A 15,315-nucleotide genomic window follows, 5' to 3' on the forward strand; every position below is an offset into this window, starting at 1 on the left:
TCATGGTAGGCATATGAGTACACACAGTGGCTAGGGGTCTGCGGCGGTCAATTGCGAAGAACCGGCGCCGGTTTGACGTACCCAGACGTCAGACGATCGAACCGTCCACGAAGCACCAGCGCCAGCTCTCCGCGCATTCGAAGCTGCGCATCACCGGGTGACCGGTCGCCTCGAAGTGTGCCGTCGCGTGCTTCAGCGGCGAGGAATCACAGCACCCGACGTGACCGCAGACGAGGCAGAGCCGCAGTTGCACGGGATGGGTGCCGGCCGCCAGACACTCGGGGCAGGTGTCGCTGAGCGGGGCGGGTTCGGGGCGCGGCAGTTCGGATACGTGGAGGCACTCACTCATGATGGCCACGTTACGACGGGTGAGGTCGTTACGTCGGATGTGAGGACAGTGAGATGGACGCATTGCCGCTGGTGGCACTGGTCGCGGCAAGCGCGGCGGTAGCGGGGGCCGCCCGCCGGACACCGGTGCCCGCACCGCTGCTGCTGGTGGCCGCCGGTCTGCTGGCCTCGTACCTGCCGGGAGTGCCGAGCTACACGCTGGACGCGCACATCGTGCTGCCGCTCCTCCTGCCGCCGTTGCTGTACACGGCGGCGGTCGACAGCTCGTACCTCGACCTGCGGGCCAATCTGCGGCCGGTCGCCCTGCTCTCCGTGGGGTACGTGCTCTTCGCGACGGTCGCGGTGGGCTGGCTGGCCTATCTCCTCGTCCCGGACCTGCCGCTCACCGCCGCCCTGGTGCTCGGCGCGGTGGTCGCCCCGCCGGACGCCGTCACGGCCGCGGCGATCGCGCGCAGGGTGGGTCTGCCCGCCCGGGTCACCACGATCCTGCAGGGCGAGTCCCTGGTGAACGACGCCACCGCGATCACCGCGTTCAAGGTGGCCCTCGCGGCGGCCGTCGGCGAGGGCATGAGCTGGGGCGCCGGGATCGGTGAATTCGTGCTGGCGTCGGTCGGGGGCATCGGTGTCGGCCTGCTGCTGATGGTGCCGCTGCACTGGCTGCGTACGCACCTCAAGGAGGCGTTGCTCCAGAACACGCTGTCGCTGCTGATCCCTTTCGTCGCCTACGCGGCCGCGGAGCGGGTGCACGCCTCCGGGGTGCTCGCCGTCGTGGTCGTCGCGCTCTACCTGGGGCACCGCTCCTGGCAGGTCGACTTCGCGACGCGGCTCCAGGAGGCGGCGGTCTGGAAGATGGTCGCGTTCGTCCTGGAGTCCGCGGTCTTCGCGCTCATCGGGCTGCAGCTGCCCTTCGTGCTCCGGGGGCTCGGCTCGTACGGCGTGTCCGAGGCCTTCGGATACGCGGTCCTCGTGTTCGTGGCCGTGGTCGTGGTGCGCTTCGTCTGGGTGTACCCGGCGACCTACCTGCCGCACTGGCTCTCCAGACGTATCAGGGAGCGCGAGGGGGAGCTCTCCTGGAGCTCGCCCCTGATCGTCGGGTGGGCCGGGATGCGGGGCGTCGTCTCGCTCGCCATCGCCTTCTCCATCCCCATGGTCACGCATGACGGGGAGGACTTCCCCGCGCGCAACCTGGTGCTCTTCCTGACCTTCACGACCGTCATCGGGACGCTGGTCGTCCAGGGGCTCAGTCTGCCCCTCCTGGTACGCGTACTGAAGCTGCCGAGGCGCAGCGCACGGGCCGAGACGCTGGCCGAGGCGCAGGCCCAGAGCGAGGCCTCCACGGCCGCCGACGCCTCGCTGGAGGCGCTGCTGGCCGAACCGCGCAACGCACTGCCCGACCCCCTCCTCCAGCGGCTGCGCGCCGTCATGGAACGGCGCCGCAACGCGGTCTGGGAGCGGCTCGGTGCGGCCAATCCGGTCACCGGCGAGTCGGCGGACGACACCTACCGGCGGCTGGCGAGGAGCGTGATCGCCGCCGAGCGCGAGGTCTTCGTGCGCCTCAGGGACGAGCGCCGGATCGACGACGAGATGCTGCGCGTCCTGCTGCGGCGGCTGGACCTGGAGGAGGCCGCCGCCTACCGGGAGTCGGACGGCGCGTGACCGCGACCAGGGCCGTTCACGGCCGCCCGGTGACGACCGCGGTGACCGTGGAACCGGGAGCGAAGGCACCCTCCCCGGCCAGCACCGTCAGCCCGTACAGGAGTTTGGCCACGTAGAGCCGCTCGACGGGCAGGCCGTGGCGGTCCTCGAAGTCGTCCGCGAAGGCGTGCAGTTCCGGAGTGGTGCGGGCGTACCCGCCGAAGTGGAAGCGTTCGTCCAGGGACCACTGTCCGGTCGGGGCGCCGAAGGCCTCCCGCTGCAGATCGCGCACCGCCGCTCCCAGGAAACCGCCACGCAGGACGGGGATGCCCAGGGCGCGCTGTCCGTGGCCGAGTCCGGCGGCCAGCCCCGCGAGGGTGCCGCCGGTGCCGCAGGCGACGGCCACCGTGCCGGTCCGGCCGAGCAGCTCCCGGCCGAGCTCTGTGCAGCCCTGTGCGGCGAGCGCGTTGCTGCCGCCCTCCGGGATGACCACACACTCCCCGAAGAGGCTCAGCAGGCCTTCCAGGACGTCCGTGGAGGCCTTCGCGCGGTAGGTCGCCCGGTCCACGAAGTGCAGACGCATGCCGTCGGCCGCACATCGCGCGAGTGAGGCGTTCAGCGGACGGCCGGCCAGTTCGTCGCCCCGTACGACGCCGACGGTGGGGAAGCCCAGCAGGCGTCCGGCGGCGGCCGTCGCCCGGAGGTGGTTCGAGTAGGCGCCGCCGAAGGTCAGCACGGTACGGCCGGCGGCGGCCCGGAGGTTGAGGGCCAGTTTGCGCCACTTGTTGCCCGGAAGGTCCGGGTGGATCAGGTCGTCGCGCTTGAGGAGCAGCGTCACGCCGTGCCGCGCGAAGCGCTCGTCCTCGGCCGGCTGCAGGGGTGAGGGGAGCACCGGCTGCAGCCGGGAGAGGTCGAGCTTTTCGTCGGTCATTCCCTCATTGTCCGCCGCCCGGGGATCTCCTACTTCAGCCGGTCGTGGATGCGGTTGCGCATCCCCGTCATCGAGAAGCCGCGCGGGTCGACCTTGCCGGGCTGCCACTCGAGGTGCCCTATGACCGAGGGGGCGTCCCAGCCGTGGAAGCGGCAGACGGCCGCCGCGGCCTTCTCGATGGCCTCGAGCTGGACGGCGGGCCACGGGTCCTTCCCGTCGCCGAGGTTCTCGCACTCGAAGCCGTAGAAGTGCCGGTTCCCGTCGGTGTTGGACTCGTTGTCCGACGGCAGGCGCTTCTCGGCGATGACGGCGCGCAGGACGTCGTCGTCGCCGAGCCCGGCGTGGTTGGCACGGCCGTAGCCGACCAGGTGGACCCGGCCGTCCTTGGCGATCACGCCGTGGCAGAGAGGGCCCGGAAGCCCCGAGTAGCCGTCACGGCAGATCTCGACGGTGCGGGCGGTCCCCTTCGTGACGGTGTGGTGGATCATCACGCCGTGCACCGGCCCCCAGGGGCCCTTGTGGTTGCGGTTGTGCGTACGCCAGTCGCCCACCTGGACGACGGTGAGCCCCTCGTCCTTGAGGGCCTTGAGGAAGTTGCTGGCGGACATCGGTGAGGACATGGCCGACTCCTTCGTTAGCGGGGGAGCGTGTCCGTACAGCGCTTGTACCGGAACACGAGGCTCCGGCAAACCTGTTCGAGCACTGTTCGCGTCGTGTGCGATTCGATCCGGACAGTCCGCGAGTGCCCCGGGCGAGCCGTGCTCAGTCCTGGGCGAGCCAGAGATCGGGGCCGAACACCTCGTAGTGGATGTCTGCCGACGCCACTCCCTTCGCGAGGAGTTGCGAGCGGACGGCGCGCATGAAGGGCAGCGGACCGCAGAGGTAGGCACGGGTGCCCGGGGCGACCGGGAGACCGCTCAGGTCCACGGTGCCGGTGCGTTCGGCGGCCCGGCCGGGCTCCGGGTTCTCGTACCAGAAGTGGGCGGAGGCTCCGGGGAGTTCGGCGGTGAGCGCCTCGTGGTCCGTGCGGAGCGCGTGGTCGGCCGGGGACCGGTCGCCGTGCACCACGGTGACGGGCGAACGGTGACCCTCCTCCGCGAGGTGCTCCAGCATCGACATGATCGGCGTGCAGCCGATGCCGGCCGAGGCGAGGAGCAGCGGGGCGTCGGAGCCGTCGAGCACGAGGTCTCCGTACGGCGCCGAGACGCGCAGCCGGTCGCCGGCGCCCAGCCGGGCGTGCAGGTGTGCGGAGACCTCGCCCTCCGGGCCGTCCGTGCCCCGTACCCGCTTGACCGAGAAGGAGCGCAGGGCGGCACCGGGCGCTCCCGTGAGGCTGTACTGGCGTATCTGCCGGGCGCCGTCGGACAGTTCCACCTGGACGGAGACGTACTGGCCCGGCCGGAAGGCGGGGGCCGGAGCGCCGTCGGTGGGGGTGAGCCGGAAGGTGGCCACGTCAGGGGTGTCCTCGACGCGGGAGACCACCGTCCACTCGCGCCAGACGTCGCCCGCAGTCACGCCCCGCTGCGCGTAGAGCCGCTCCTCGATCGCGATCAGGGCGTTGGCCATCAGCCAGTAGACCTCGTCCCAGGCCGCGGCGACCTCGGGGGTGACGGCGTCGCCGAGCACCTTGGCGATCGCGGCGAAGAGGTGCGTGTGCACGATCTCGTACTGCGGGGCGGTGATGCCGAGCGAGGCGTGCTTGTTGGCTATACGGCTCAGCATCACATCGGGCCGGGTGTCCGGGTGCTCGACGAGCTGGGTGGCGAAGGCGGCGATCGACCCGGCGAGCGCCTGGCGCTGGGTGCCCGAAGCCTGGTTGCCCCGGTTGAACAGGTCCCGGAGAAGCTCCGGGTGGGCGTCGAACAGCTTTCGGTAGAAGAGGTCCGCGATGTCCCCGATGGCCGCCCCCACGGCGGGAAGTGTCGCTCGGACGGTGGCGGTCGACGTCTCGGAGAGCATCGGGGACTCCTGGGTGTGAGGGCCCGCCGGATCGCGGCCGGGCAGGTAACTGGTATATGAGATGCGTATTTGAGCGGCGTGACCGCCTGTCGCGCGCAGATGGGGTGAGTGGGGGCGGGTGTCCGGCGGATCAGCCGGGCGAGGGGCGGCCGCGGCTGATACCCATCAGCAGTGGGCCGGTGGGGGAGGAGACGAGATCGCCGACCGTGAGCGGGTCGAGCGAGGCGTAGAACGCCTCCTCGGCCCGGCGTAGTGCGGAGCGGAGCAGGCAGGCGGAGCGCAGGGGGCACGGTGTGCCGCCCTCGCATTCGACGACCTCACCCGGCCCTTCCAGCTGCCTCACCAGGGCGCCGATCGAGGCCGCCCGGCCGGCGGTGGTGAGGGAGAGGCCCCCGCCACGGCCGCGCCGCGCTTCGACCAGGCCGAGGTGCTGGAGGCGGGCGACGACCTTCGCCGCGTGGGTGTACGGCACCTGCATGGTGGCCGCCACCTCGCGGGTGGTCGGCGGGTCCTCGCCCTCCGCCGTGACGGTCAGGCGCATGAGAACCCGCAGCGCCACATCGGTGAATCGCGTCAGCCGCATGGGCGGCAGCATAGATAAGTGGCATGAGAGATGCAACTTAGGGTGCCCGTCCGCCGTGGGAGGGACCGCGTCATCATGGGAGGTGCGGCCCCGTGACGGATGCGGGGTGCGCGTGGGCAAGAGAGGTGGTCAGCGGCAGTGCCGAAGCCGAACGCAGCCGACGGGATACCGGCGGACAAGGTCATCACCGACCCGGACAGCCTGGGCCGTTACGCGCACGACGAGGCGGAGTGGGCCCCGGCGGGGCAGCCCCTGGCCGTCGTGCGGCCCCAGGACACCGAAGAGGTACGGGCCGTCGTCGCGTACTGCGTCGAACACCGGATCCCGGTGATCCCGCGCGGCGCGGGCACGGGCCTGTCGGGCGGGGCCAACGCGGTGGACGGCGCAGTCGTCCTCTCCTTCGAGGACATGAACCGGATCCTGCGCATCGACCCGGTGGAGCGCATCGCCGTCGTCCAGCCTGGCGTCGTCAACGACGATCTGCGCGCCGCGTGCGCCGAGCAGGGCCTCTGGTACCCGCCGGACCCGGCGAGCTCGCCCTGGTCGACGATCGGCGGCAACGCCGCCACCAACGCGGGCGGCATGTGCTGCGTCAAGTACGGCGTGACCCGCGACTACGTGCTCGGCCTCGAGGTGGTCAACGGCCTCGGCGAGACCGTGCGGGTGGGCCGGCAGACCGCGAAGGGGGTCGCCGGGTACGACCTCTGCGGTCTGTTCGTCGGCTCCGAGGGCACCCTCGGCGTGATCACCGAGATCACCGTGAAGCTGCGCGGCGCGCGGCCTGCGGAGCGCACCGTGGCGGGCTTCTTCGAGTCCGTCGTGGCGGCCGGCGACGCGGTCAGCCGGGTGACGGCGGCGGGCATCGTGCCCTCGGCGCTCGAACTCCTCGACCGGCACTGCCTCAAGGCCGTCGACGAGTGGAAGAACATGGGCCTGTCGGCGGACGCGAACGCGATCCTGCTCGGCCGCGTGGACACCCCGGGAGCCGCGGGCGACGCCGAGGCCGAAGCCGTGCGGGCCTGCTTCGCGGAGGCCGGCGCGGCCTGGGCCGAGGTCTCAACCGACCAGGCCGAGGCGGACGCCCTGTTCCAGGCCCGCCGGCTCGCCTACCCGGCGCTGGAACGGCTGGGCCCGGTGCTCACCGAGGACGTCGTCGTGCCGCGGTCCCGGGTGCCGCAGATGCTCGCCCGCATCGAGGAGATCGCCGGCGCGCACGACGTCCTCATCGCCAACATCGCCCACGCCGGCGACGGGAACCTCCACCCCCTGATCATCACCGAACCGGGCGACGACGCCGCGAGGGCCCGCGCCCAGCTCGCCTTCGAGGACATCCTCGACGCGGCGATCTCCTTCGGCGGCACGGTCACCGGTGAACACGGCGTGGGCCTGCTGAAGATGGGCGGCATGGACCGCGAGGTGGGGCCTGTCAACCTCGCCATGCAGCGAGCGGTGAAAGCGGCCCTGGACCCCCACGGCATCCTCAACCCGGGCAAGGTCGTCGTATCGGGAGCACCGCTGGCGCACTGAACGGCCGGCCCTACCGCAGAGGTTCGCTGAGCTCGACGGCGCGCAGGGCCGCCGCGAGCGACCGCTCGTCGCCGAAGTCCATGGCCGTGTCGGTCAGCTTGATGACGTGCTCGTCGCCGTGGGCCAGGGCACGTTCCATGACCTCCTCGGGCGCGATCCGGCCCGGCGGTACGTAGGCCACCGGGGCGTCCGGCGCGTACATGGCGGTCACCGCCGCGGACGCGGCCCAGGCCGCCTGGAGGCTCGGCACCCACAGGGCTTCCGGGAGTGCGGGGAGGGTCCGCAGGACGGCGTTGGGAGCCGTGGCCGCGTGGACCAGCATCGTCTCCTCGCCGTGGCCGTGGGTGGCGTACCGGTGGGTGGCCGCCCGGACCAGTTCGGTGAGCCGGCGGCGCGCCTCGGCCGGGTCCGTCACCCCGGCGGCCCACACGGGCAGGCTCCTGACCCGGCCGAGCCGGGCGGGGAACCCGCCCTCCCGCTCGTCGACGGGCGCCACCGCGTCGAGGGCCGCGGCGGCGCTGCCGGCGCCGGGCGCGGGGACGAGGCCGGTGACGGGGTGGTGGCGGGCCGCCCAGTAACCCAGGCCATGGGCCAGCTCGGTCACACGCGGTCCGGTCTCCTCGCCCGCCAGGAGCGTGCGCACGGCGTGGCCCACGCGGATCACCGGATGCGTCGCTCCGCCGTACATGCCCGGCAGGAGGCGGGGCCACCACAGCGTGAGCACGTCGCGCCACGGGTGGTCGGCGAGCTCGCGGCCGAAGTAGCCGATCCAGTCGGCGGCGCGGCGCGGGTCGCCCAGCGCGGAACGCCAGTCGGCGTCCGTGACCGGCTCCACGCCGGCCGGGAACTCCTCCAGCCTGGAGGCGTACAGGTCGAGCCAACGGTGCACGGCGGACGACCGACCGTTGGTGGCGAGGGCCTCCACAGCCATCGGCGCGTGGTTGGTGAGCCGCCCGAGCCGCTCGGGACCCGAGATGTGCAGCCGCTGGAGAGCCTCGTCGAGAGTGCCTGTCGTATCCATGACGGAAACGCTAGGCGCCTGTGCACGGCGCCGTAACGGGCGGAGGTCCGGGCGTGGAGCGGGCCGAAGTCCTAGGACCAGGGCCCTGGTCGCCCTACAACCGGCCGGGCTCGGTCGGCTCGGTTCGGTCCGGCTCCGTTCGGTCCGGCTCGGCTCGGTCCGGGTGAATGCCGGTGCCCGGGTGTGGGCAACGTTCCCGCCCCAGGCCGGAATAGTCACACTCTTTTGTGTAATAGCGCGCTGTGTCCCCGGCTGCAAGTCTTCTTCTCGCAGGTCAGCCCATGATCGAGAGGATGTCGGATGTCCGTTGGTGAAGAGGTTCGCGACACGCAGCCGCCGCAGCAGAGTCTCGGTACAGCGGCTGCGCGGAACCTCGCGACGACGACCAAGTCCGCCCCGCAGATGCAGGAGATCACCTCACGGTGGCTGCTGCGCATGCTGCCGTGGGTGCAGGTGCAGGGCGGCACGTACCGGGTGAACCGGCGACTGAGCTACTCCGTCGGGGACGGCAGGGTGACCTTCGTCCAGACGGGCGACCGGGTCACGGTCATCCCCGCCGAGCTCGGCGAACTTCCGGCCCTGCGCGATTTCGGTGACGAGGAGGTGCTGGCCGAGCTATCGCGCCGGTGCGAACAGCGCGACGTCGCGGCCGGCGAAGTGCTTGTCACGTCGGGCGAAGCGGCGGACCGGGTCCATCTGCTGGCCCACGGCAAGATCGAGAAGATCGGGGCCGGGCCGTACGGCGACGAGACGGTGCTCGGAGTCCTCGCCGACGGCGCCTACTTCGGCGACCATGTCCTGCTCGACGGCGACGCCACCTGGGAGTACACGGCCCGTGCCGTGACCGCCTGCACGCTGCTGACCCTTCGCCGGTCGGACGTGCTCAACCTCGCGGCACGGGCGGACTCACTCCGTGACCACCTCGCGGGGCTGCTCGCCATCCCGCACCAGCGAACCAACCGCTACGGCGAGGCGGAGATCGACCTGTCCGCGGGACATGTGGGGGAGACGGTCGTCCCGCACACCTTCGTCGACTACGAGTCGGCGCCCCGTGAATACGAACTGAGCGTCGCCCAGACCGTGCTGAAGGTCCACAGCAGGGTGGCCGACCTCTACAACCAGCCGATGAACCAGACCGAGCAGCAGCTGCGGCTCACGGTCGAGGCGCTGCGCGAGCGCCAGGAACACGAGCTGATCAACAACCGGGAGTTCGGCCTGCTCAACAACTGCGACTACGGGCAGCGTCTTCAGCCCCATGACGGAGCGCCCGGCCCCGACGACATGGACGAACTCCTGTCGCGGCGGCGCGGATCGAAGCTGTTCCTCGCCCATCCGCGCGCCATCGCCGCGTTCGGCCGGGAGTGCAACAAGCGCGGCCTGGTGCCGGAGAGCGTCGAGGTCGGCGGGCACCACGTGCCGGCGTGGCGAGGGGTGCCGATCTTCCCGTGCAACAAGATCCCGGTCACCGACGCCCGCACCACATCGATCATCTGCATGAGGACCGGTGAGGCGGACCAGGGCGTCATCGGGCTCCAGCAGAGCGGCATCCCGGACGAGATCGAACCGAGCCTCTCGGTCCGCTTCATGGGCATCGACGAGCAGGCGATCATCTCGTACCTCGTGACCGCGTACTACTCCGCCGCCGTCCTCGTGCCGGACGCCCTCGGCGTCCTGGAGAACGTCGAGGTGAGCCGCTGGAAGTGACGCTCCTCCGGGCCCGGGCGGCGGGACCGTCCGGGCCACGGCAGGCCCGAGGCCGCGATCAAAGGCGCCCCGTGGCGCCCGGAAGGAGTGACCGTGACCATGACCAGTACGGATGCCGCGATGGAGGGGCACAAGGCCGCCGCGCTCCTGGAACACACCCGCCACGCCGTCGACCCACACCTCCGGGCGGCCGTCGAGACGCTGCCCGGGGCGATGCGCCGCGTCGCCATGTATCACTTCGGCTGGCAGAACGCCGACGGGACGCCCGCCTCCGGGCAGGCAGGCAAAGCGATCAGGCCGGCGCTCGTCCTGGCCGCCGCCCGTGCGCTGGGAGGGGACCCGGATGCGGCGATGCGGGCGGCCGTCGCCGTCGAGCTCGCTCACAACTTCACCCTGCTCCACGACGACGTCATCGACGAGGACACCACCCGGCGACACCGGCCCACGGCCTGGGCGGTGTTCGGTGTGCCGGACGCCGTCATCACGGGGGACGCCATGCTCTCCCTCGCTCTGAGACTCCTGGCGGACGACCCGCATCCGGCGTCCGCGCACGCCGCGGTGCGGCTCTCCACCTGCGTCATCGAGCTCTGCGCGGGACAGCAGGCCGACTGCGCCCTGGAGGTCCGCGGCCCCGACGACGTCACGCTGGACGAGTGCCTCGCCATGGCCATGGCCAAGACGGGCGCTCTGCTCGGCTGCGCCTGTGCCCTCGGCGCGCTCTACGCCGGGGCGGGGGAGCGGGCGGTCCGCGCCATGGACGGCTTCGGCCGGGAAGCCGGTCTCGCCTTCCAGCTCATCGACGACCTGATCGGGATCTGGGGGGACACGGACCGCACGGGCAAACCGGTCGGGGCGGACCTGGCCGCACACAAGAAGTCCCTTCCGGTGGTCGCTGCGCTCACCTCGGACACCCCGGCCGCCGCCGAGCTCGCGGCGCTCTACCTGGGTGCCATGAACACACCGGGGGAGGTGAGGAGTGCCGCCGACGCGGTCGACAGGGCCGGCGGGCGCGACTGGGCACAGACCGCCGCGGCCGACCGGATGGCCAGAGCGGTCCACCACCTGTCCCGCGCGGTGCCCGCGCCGGACGGCGCCGGAGACCTGCTCGCCCTGGCCGAATTCGTCACCCGCAGAACGCACTGAACCAGGCCGCCCGTGACCGGCCCTGAGAGTCAACTCTAGTATTCCGTGCGTCGGTTGGGATCAACCACGGGACGAGGGGAGCGGGGCCGGTCATGGGCGTAGGAGTACGGCGGGCGGACCAGCGGGACAGGGACCAGGTCGTACGGATCCTGGAGGAGGCGTTCCACCACGATCCGGTGAGCAGCTGGGTCTTTCCCGACGAGGAGCACCGGCGCGCGGTGCACGGGAAGTTCCTCGGCGTCTTCGCCGACATCACGCTGGAAGGGGGGCGCGTCGACCTGCTGGAGGACGGCACGGCGGCGGCCCTCTGGCTCTCCGTGCCGGCGGGGGCGCCGGAGGAGGACGACGACACCCCCGCGCTCATGCGGGAGACCGCTGATCCCGACAACGAACGGGCCGAACTGGTGGGGAGGCTGACCGGCGCCGTCCACCCTCACGACCGCGCGCACGAGTACCTGCTGATGATCGGTGTCTCCCCGGAGCGCCAGGGGGAGGGGATCGGTGAGGCGCTGATGAGAGGGGTCCTGGAGCGGTGCGACCTGGAGGGGACCCCCGCCTATCTGGAGGCGAGCAGCGAGCGCAGCCGCGGTCTCTACGAGCGGCTCGGCTTCACCTTCATGGGGAGGGCCGTAGACCTCCCCCAGGGACCGTCGATGTGGCCCATGTGGCGTGAGCCGCAGGCCGGATGACCGTGGCCCCGTCACCGGAAGCGCGGAAGGGGAGGGTGCCACAGGGGGTGCGCCGGGGCACGGGCTACAGTCCCTGCTCATGACAGATGAGTCGTGGGCAGGCTGGTACCGGGACCGTCATGGTTCCGAGGCCGTCATTCTCACCACGGACGGACAGCAGCTCCGTATTCGCATCCGGGGCACGGACTTCGAGGGCGAGAGCTTCGACGGCCTGGGGCCCGTGGCCGGTGTGCCGGTTCCGGAAGGGCTGTTCGGCCTGGTGGACGGCGTGCTCGACGACTGCGTCCTGGAGTGGGACCTCCCGCTCCCGGTCCTCGTCTCCGGGGCGGTCCGCCAGGCGACGCTCAGCTGTCTGCTGTCCCTGCGCAGGGCGGACCCGGATCTGTATCTCGCCCTCCATCTGGACGGGGCGGTCTACGAGTCGAACCGCGCCGAGGGTGACTTCGCGGCCGCGCTGGCCACGGTCCAGCGGATCCTGCCGTCGGGCATGCATCTGCAGACGTGCATAGCCTGCGCCTTCTCGGACTACTTCCCGGCCCCGGTCCGCGGTCTCTCCGGCGGGCTCGCCTGCTTCCGCGGGGCGAAGGACGCCTACCGCGACGTGGCGGGCGGGGACGACGTCGCGGGCCTCTGGGACCGGCGTACGGGATTCGTCCAGGAGATATGGAGCTGCCGGGAGTTCGAACCGCGTCCGGCGCACGGCGCCGGCACCGGCCACCGGGGCGCCTTCCCGCTCGAACTCGCCTGACCCGCTGCCGAAGTGGAGGCCGCCCCGCTCCCGCGGAACGGCCCCCCTGCCGGGCAGCCCGGTGTCAGGACGTGGCGCGGGCGAGAGCCGCGAGACCGTTCTGCCAGAGGGAGTTCACCCGCGAGCGCTCCGTGGCGTTCGGGTAGGCGTTCGTGCAGGACGTGCCGGGACCGCCGCCCGACATGAGTTCGCTGCACGGCCCGGTGTAGTGGTCCGGAAGCCCCAGTACGTGCCCGGTCTCATGAGCGGTGACCCGGGTCGAGTCGTACTGCTGGTTCTGGGCGTAGTCGAGGAAGATGTAGCCGCTGCCGTGGCCGTCCGTGCTCGCGTACGAACCCCGGGAGTCGTTGCCCTCGCGGTAGGCGAAGTCGGCGTTCGAGCCCTCCTGCAGCTTGACGTTGCTGACCGAGCTGTTCCAGATGCTGGTGCTGCTGGCTATCTGGCTGCGGAAGCTGGGGGCGTTCGTGGTGCTGTAGACCACGGTGACCGCCTGGGCGCCCGGGTTCGCGGCCCGCTTCTCGGCGACCGACTTCATGACGGCGTCGAAGAACGCCCTGTTCGCGGCGGCGTTCTCGCTCGAACCGGCGTACGCGGCGTAGCCGGACTGAGCCGCGGGCACGGTGGCCGTGGACGTGGGGGAGGGAGCGGCGGCGACCGCGGGGGTGGTGCCGAGCGCGGTGGCGAGGCCGAGTCCGAGACCGGCCACGGCCGACATGACGGCTGTCCTGGGGTGTCTCATGGGGGGTGTTCTCCTGCCTGTCCGAAGAACCCCGTCCGGAGACGGACGGGGAACGGGTGGGGGGTACGGCAAGAGTGTCGGGGCAGCCGGGCCCGCGGCGGATGATGTCAACCGGGGATAGCACCGCCCTATCCCCGGGACAGGGAGCACACAGAATCAGCACGTGCCGGTCGCCCCGACACCCCCTGAATCGGCCCGGTTGGTGGCGGTTGGGGCATCTGGTGCTCGGCGTGCGAACAGCCATACCCTCCCCGTCATGGAGCTCGAGGTGAGGCACCTCAGGGCGCTCTGCGCCATCGCCGACACGGGCAGCCTGCACCAGGCCGCACGGCGGCTGGGCGTCAGCCAGCCCTCGTTGACCACCCAGCTCCAGCGGATCGAGAAGACCTTGGGCGCGGAGCTGTTCCGCCGCGGGAGGACAGGCTGCCGGCCGACCCTCCTGGGGCGCGCCGTCCTCAGCCGCGCCCGCCCTCTGGTGGACGGCATGTCCGCCCTGGTCGGCGCCGCGACGGCGGAGGCCGCGGCCGCGCGGGCCGGCGGTCCCGGTCTGCGGATCGGATCCACCGCGAGCCGGGTCATCGGCGGCTGGCTGCGCGGACTGCGGGTGCGGCTGCCCGGCACCGACATATCGCTCCGGGTCGATGTGTCGGCCCGGGCGCTGCTCGGGGCGGTGGCGGCCGGCCGGCTCGACGTGGCCTTCGTGCACGAGGTGGAGGGCTGCCCGCTCGCCGTTCCGGACGGACTGGTCCAGCGCGTACTCCTGGAGCGCGAACCGCAGTTCATCTCCCTGGCCCGGGACCACCCGGCGGCCGGCCGGCCGGTGGTGGACCTCGACGACCTGGCGGGCGACCGGTGGATGGTGGACCCGTCGGTGGACGGTGAGTGGGACGGTGTGCGCCGGGTCCTCGGCGCCGCGGGCCTCGACCCGCCCGTCCTGCACGGCGACTACCTCACCGCGGCCTCCCTCGTCGTCCTCGGCGAGGCGGTCGCCCCCTGCCAGCCGACCTCCGGCCCCCGCGAGGACATGGCGATCCGCCCCCTGCGTGGTGACCCTCTGGCGGTGCGTCTGCTGCTGGTCTCGCGGCCGGGCGCGGACATCGACGCCGTGTACGAGGAGCTGGAGGCGGCCTACCGCGACGCGGCACTGAGGGCCGAGGAGTACCACCGGTGGCTGCTGCGCCACCGCAGCCCCCTCGCGTACACGCCCTGAGCCGGAGAGTTCCCCGTTCTGCCGACAGCGACGTCCCGTTTCCCCCGGTCCTCCGACTGGCACGATCACCTCATGAAGCTCTTGATGCTGGGCGGCACGGAATTCGTGGGACGCGCCGTCACCGTCGCGGCCCTCGACCGCGGTTGGGAGGTCACCGTCCTCCACCGCGGACTCCACGCGGCACCGGCCGGGGCCCGGACCCTGACCGGTGACCGGACGACGGGAGAGGCGGGCCTCGCGGCACTCGCCGACGGCGCCTGGGACCTGGTGGTCGACACCTGGAGCGGCGCCCCCTCGGCCGTGCGGGACGCCGCCCGGCTGCTGTCGGACAGGGCCGGCCACTTCACCTACGTCTCCAGCAGGTCCGTGCACGCCTACCCCGCCCCGGCCGGGCTGACGGAGGACGGGCCGCTGGTGGACGGGGCGTCTCCGGACGCAGGAGCGGACGTCCCGTACGCCCTGGCCAAACGCGGCGGGGAGCTCGCGGCACTCGAAGCCTTCGGCGACCGGGCGCTGCTCGCCAGGGCCGGGCTGATCCTCGGCCCGGGGGAGAACATCGGCCGTCTGCCGTGGTGGCTCACGCGGACCGCCCGGGGCGGAGAGGTCATCGCGCCGGGGCCGCCGGACGCCGCGCTCCAGTACATCGACGCCCGCGACCTGGCCGACTGGCTGCTGGACGCCGCCGCGGAAGGCCTGTCCGGGCCGTACAACACCGTGAGCCACCCGGGGCACACGACCATGGGCGAGCTCCTGGACACCTGCGTCCGTGTCACCGGCTCCCGCGCCCGACTGCGCTGGACGGACCCCGGGGTGCTCCTCGCGGCGGGCGTGGAGCCGTGGACGGATTTGCCGGTCTGGCTTCCCGCCGGAGAGCTCTACGACACCCTGCACCAGGGGGACGTCACCAAGGCGCACGCCGCCGGCCTGCGCTGCAGACCCGTAGGCGAGACGGTCGCCGACACATGGGCCTGGCTGCGCGAGCTCGGAGGAACCGCCCCGCACCGGCCGGACCGGCCCGCCGTCGGTCTCGACGCGCGAACGGAGGCGAAGCTCCTGGCCGCGCCCGGCAGCCCTTAGC

General features: G+C 72.1%; 15 protein-coding genes. 8 read left to right on the forward strand and 7 right to left on the reverse strand.

Annotated elements, in window-relative coordinates:
* Positions 1–88: 88 nt before the first annotated feature.
* Entirely contained in the window at positions 89–349 is a 261-nt protein-coding gene (locus ACIQM3_RS04940) for a UBP-type zinc finger domain-containing protein (RefSeq protein WP_104788984.1), read from the reverse strand.
* A gap of 53 nt (positions 350–402) precedes the next feature.
* Here ACIQM3_RS04940 and ACIQM3_RS04945 point away from each other — a divergent pair, with 53 nt between their 5' ends.
* Positions 403–2,004: a Na+/H+ antiporter gene (locus ACIQM3_RS04945; protein WP_401618828.1), complete on the forward strand. Its 1,602-nt coding sequence runs from the start codon at positions 403–405 to the stop codon at positions 2,002–2,004.
* A 16-nt stretch (positions 2,005–2,020) separates the two neighbouring features.
* Here the strand turns inward: ACIQM3_RS04945 and ACIQM3_RS04950 are convergent, their stop codons facing one another.
* From ACIQM3_RS04950 to ACIQM3_RS04965, 4 genes are all read right to left on the reverse strand, one after another.
* Positions 2,021–2,914: a 1-aminocyclopropane-1-carboxylate deaminase/D-cysteine desulfhydrase gene (locus tag ACIQM3_RS04950; RefSeq protein ID WP_401618831.1), complete on the reverse strand. Its 894-nt coding sequence runs from the start codon at positions 2,912–2,914 to the stop codon at positions 2,021–2,023.
* A 29-nt stretch (positions 2,915–2,943) separates the two neighbouring features.
* Positions 2,944–3,534 (reverse strand): N-acetylmuramoyl-L-alanine amidase, encoded by a 591-nt coding sequence (locus ACIQM3_RS04955; RefSeq protein ID WP_401618835.1) that lies wholly within the window; start codon positions 3,532–3,534, stop codon positions 2,944–2,946.
* Between the two features lie 142 nt (positions 3,535–3,676).
* Positions 3,677–4,873, reverse strand: a complete 1,197-nt coding sequence (locus ACIQM3_RS04960; protein WP_401618838.1) for a globin domain-containing protein — start codon at positions 4,871–4,873, stop codon at positions 3,677–3,679.
* A 130-nt stretch (positions 4,874–5,003) separates the two neighbouring features.
* Entirely contained in the window at positions 5,004–5,456 is a 453-nt protein-coding gene (locus ACIQM3_RS04965) for an RrF2 family transcriptional regulator (protein WP_401618841.1), read from the reverse strand.
* 99 nt (positions 5,457–5,555) lie between these two features.
* Here ACIQM3_RS04965 and ACIQM3_RS04970 point away from each other — a divergent pair, with 99 nt between their 5' ends.
* Positions 5,556–6,983, forward strand: a complete 1,428-nt coding sequence (locus ACIQM3_RS04970; RefSeq protein WP_401618844.1) for an FAD-binding oxidoreductase — start codon at positions 5,556–5,558, stop codon at positions 6,981–6,983.
* Between the two features lie 10 nt (positions 6,984–6,993).
* On the opposite strand, the gene ACIQM3_RS04975 is transcribed toward ACIQM3_RS04970, so the two are convergent.
* Positions 6,994–8,004 carry a questin oxidase family protein gene (locus tag ACIQM3_RS04975; RefSeq protein ID WP_401618846.1) on the reverse strand — a complete coding sequence of 337 codons (1,011 nt, stop codon included), beginning with the start codon at positions 8,002–8,004 and terminating at the stop codon, positions 6,994–6,996.
* Positions 8,005–8,304: 300 nt separating this feature from the next.
* Here ACIQM3_RS04975 and ACIQM3_RS04980 point away from each other — a divergent pair, with 300 nt between their 5' ends.
* The 4 genes from ACIQM3_RS04980 to ACIQM3_RS04995 all read left to right on the forward strand — a co-directional run bounded on the left by ACIQM3_RS04980 (position 8,305) and on the right by ACIQM3_RS04995 (position 12,288).
* Positions 8,305–9,708 carry a family 2B encapsulin nanocompartment shell protein gene (locus tag ACIQM3_RS04980; RefSeq protein WP_401618849.1) on the forward strand — a complete coding sequence of 468 codons (1,404 nt, stop codon included), beginning with the start codon at positions 8,305–8,307 and terminating at the stop codon, positions 9,706–9,708.
* A 99-nt stretch (positions 9,709–9,807) separates the two neighbouring features.
* Positions 9,808–10,851 (forward strand): family 2 encapsulin nanocompartment cargo protein polyprenyl transferase, encoded by a 1,044-nt coding sequence (locus tag ACIQM3_RS04985; protein WP_401618851.1) that lies wholly within the window; start codon positions 9,808–9,810, stop codon positions 10,849–10,851.
* Between the two features lie 92 nt (positions 10,852–10,943).
* Complete coding sequence (locus ACIQM3_RS04990) at positions 10,944–11,540, forward strand: GNAT family N-acetyltransferase (protein WP_401618854.1); 597 nt, start codon at positions 10,944–10,946, stop codon at positions 11,538–11,540.
* A 79-nt stretch (positions 11,541–11,619) separates the two neighbouring features.
* Positions 11,620–12,288 (forward strand): DUF6304 family protein, encoded by a 669-nt coding sequence (locus tag ACIQM3_RS04995; protein WP_401618857.1) that lies wholly within the window; start codon positions 11,620–11,622, stop codon positions 12,286–12,288.
* A 64-nt stretch (positions 12,289–12,352) separates the two neighbouring features.
* Here the strand turns inward: ACIQM3_RS04995 and snpA are convergent, their stop codons facing one another.
* On the reverse strand, positions 12,353–13,027 hold the full coding sequence (snpA, locus tag ACIQM3_RS05000; protein ID WP_401618860.1) for a snapalysin: 675 nt from the start codon (positions 13,025–13,027) through the stop codon (positions 12,353–12,355).
* Between the two features lie 256 nt (positions 13,028–13,283).
* Here snpA and ACIQM3_RS05005 point away from each other — a divergent pair, with 256 nt between their 5' ends.
* Together ACIQM3_RS05005 and ACIQM3_RS05010 are read left to right on the forward strand one after the other, a co-directional pair.
* On the forward strand, positions 13,284–14,237 hold the full coding sequence (locus ACIQM3_RS05005; RefSeq protein WP_401618863.1) for a LysR substrate-binding domain-containing protein: 954 nt from the start codon (positions 13,284–13,286) through the stop codon (positions 14,235–14,237).
* A gap of 72 nt (positions 14,238–14,309) precedes the next feature.
* Complete coding sequence (locus ACIQM3_RS05010) at positions 14,310–15,314, forward strand: NAD-dependent epimerase/dehydratase family protein (protein ID WP_401618865.1); 1,005 nt, start codon at positions 14,310–14,312, stop codon at positions 15,312–15,314.
* Position 15,315 lies beyond the last annotated feature (1 nt).

This window comes from Streptomyces sp. NPDC091271 (assembly GCF_044757505.1).
Classification (GTDB): Bacteria; Actinomycetota; Actinomycetes; order Streptomycetales; family Streptomycetaceae; genus Streptomyces.

Coding starts and splice junctions, on each gene's coding strand:
- ACIQM3_RS04940 (WP_104788984.1), bottom strand. CDS start 349: ATGAGTGAGTGCCTCCACGTATCCGAACTGCCGCGCCCCGAACCCGCC.
- ACIQM3_RS04945 (WP_401618828.1), top strand. CDS start 403: ATGGACGCATTGCCGCTGGTGGCACTGGTCGCGGCAAGCGCGGCGGTA.
- ACIQM3_RS04950 (WP_401618831.1), bottom strand. CDS start 2,914: ATGACCGACGAAAAGCTCGACCTCTCCCGGCTGCAGCCGGTGCTCCCC.
- ACIQM3_RS04955 (WP_401618835.1), bottom strand. CDS start 3,534: ATGTCCTCACCGATGTCCGCCAGCAACTTCCTCAAGGCCCTCAAGGAC.
- ACIQM3_RS04960 (WP_401618838.1), bottom strand. CDS start 4,873: ATGCTCTCCGAGACGTCGACCGCCACCGTCCGAGCGACACTTCCCGCC.
- ACIQM3_RS04965 (WP_401618841.1), bottom strand. CDS start 5,456: ATGCGGCTGACGCGATTCACCGATGTGGCGCTGCGGGTTCTCATGCGC.
- ACIQM3_RS04970 (WP_401618844.1), top strand. CDS start 5,556: ATGCGGGGTGCGCGTGGGCAAGAGAGGTGGTCAGCGGCAGTGCCGAAG.
- ACIQM3_RS04975 (WP_401618846.1), bottom strand. CDS start 8,004: ATGGATACGACAGGCACTCTCGACGAGGCTCTCCAGCGGCTGCACATC.
- ACIQM3_RS04980 (WP_401618849.1), top strand. CDS start 8,305: ATGTCCGTTGGTGAAGAGGTTCGCGACACGCAGCCGCCGCAGCAGAGT.
- ACIQM3_RS04985 (WP_401618851.1), top strand. CDS start 9,808: ATGACCAGTACGGATGCCGCGATGGAGGGGCACAAGGCCGCCGCGCTC.
- ACIQM3_RS04990 (WP_401618854.1), top strand. CDS start 10,944: ATGGGCGTAGGAGTACGGCGGGCGGACCAGCGGGACAGGGACCAGGTC.
- ACIQM3_RS04995 (WP_401618857.1), top strand. CDS start 11,620: ATGACAGATGAGTCGTGGGCAGGCTGGTACCGGGACCGTCATGGTTCC.
- snpA (WP_401618860.1), bottom strand. CDS start 13,027: ATGAGACACCCCAGGACAGCCGTCATGTCGGCCGTGGCCGGTCTCGGA.
- ACIQM3_RS05005 (WP_401618863.1), top strand. CDS start 13,284: ATGGAGCTCGAGGTGAGGCACCTCAGGGCGCTCTGCGCCATCGCCGAC.
- ACIQM3_RS05010 (WP_401618865.1), top strand. CDS start 14,310: ATGAAGCTCTTGATGCTGGGCGGCACGGAATTCGTGGGACGCGCCGTC.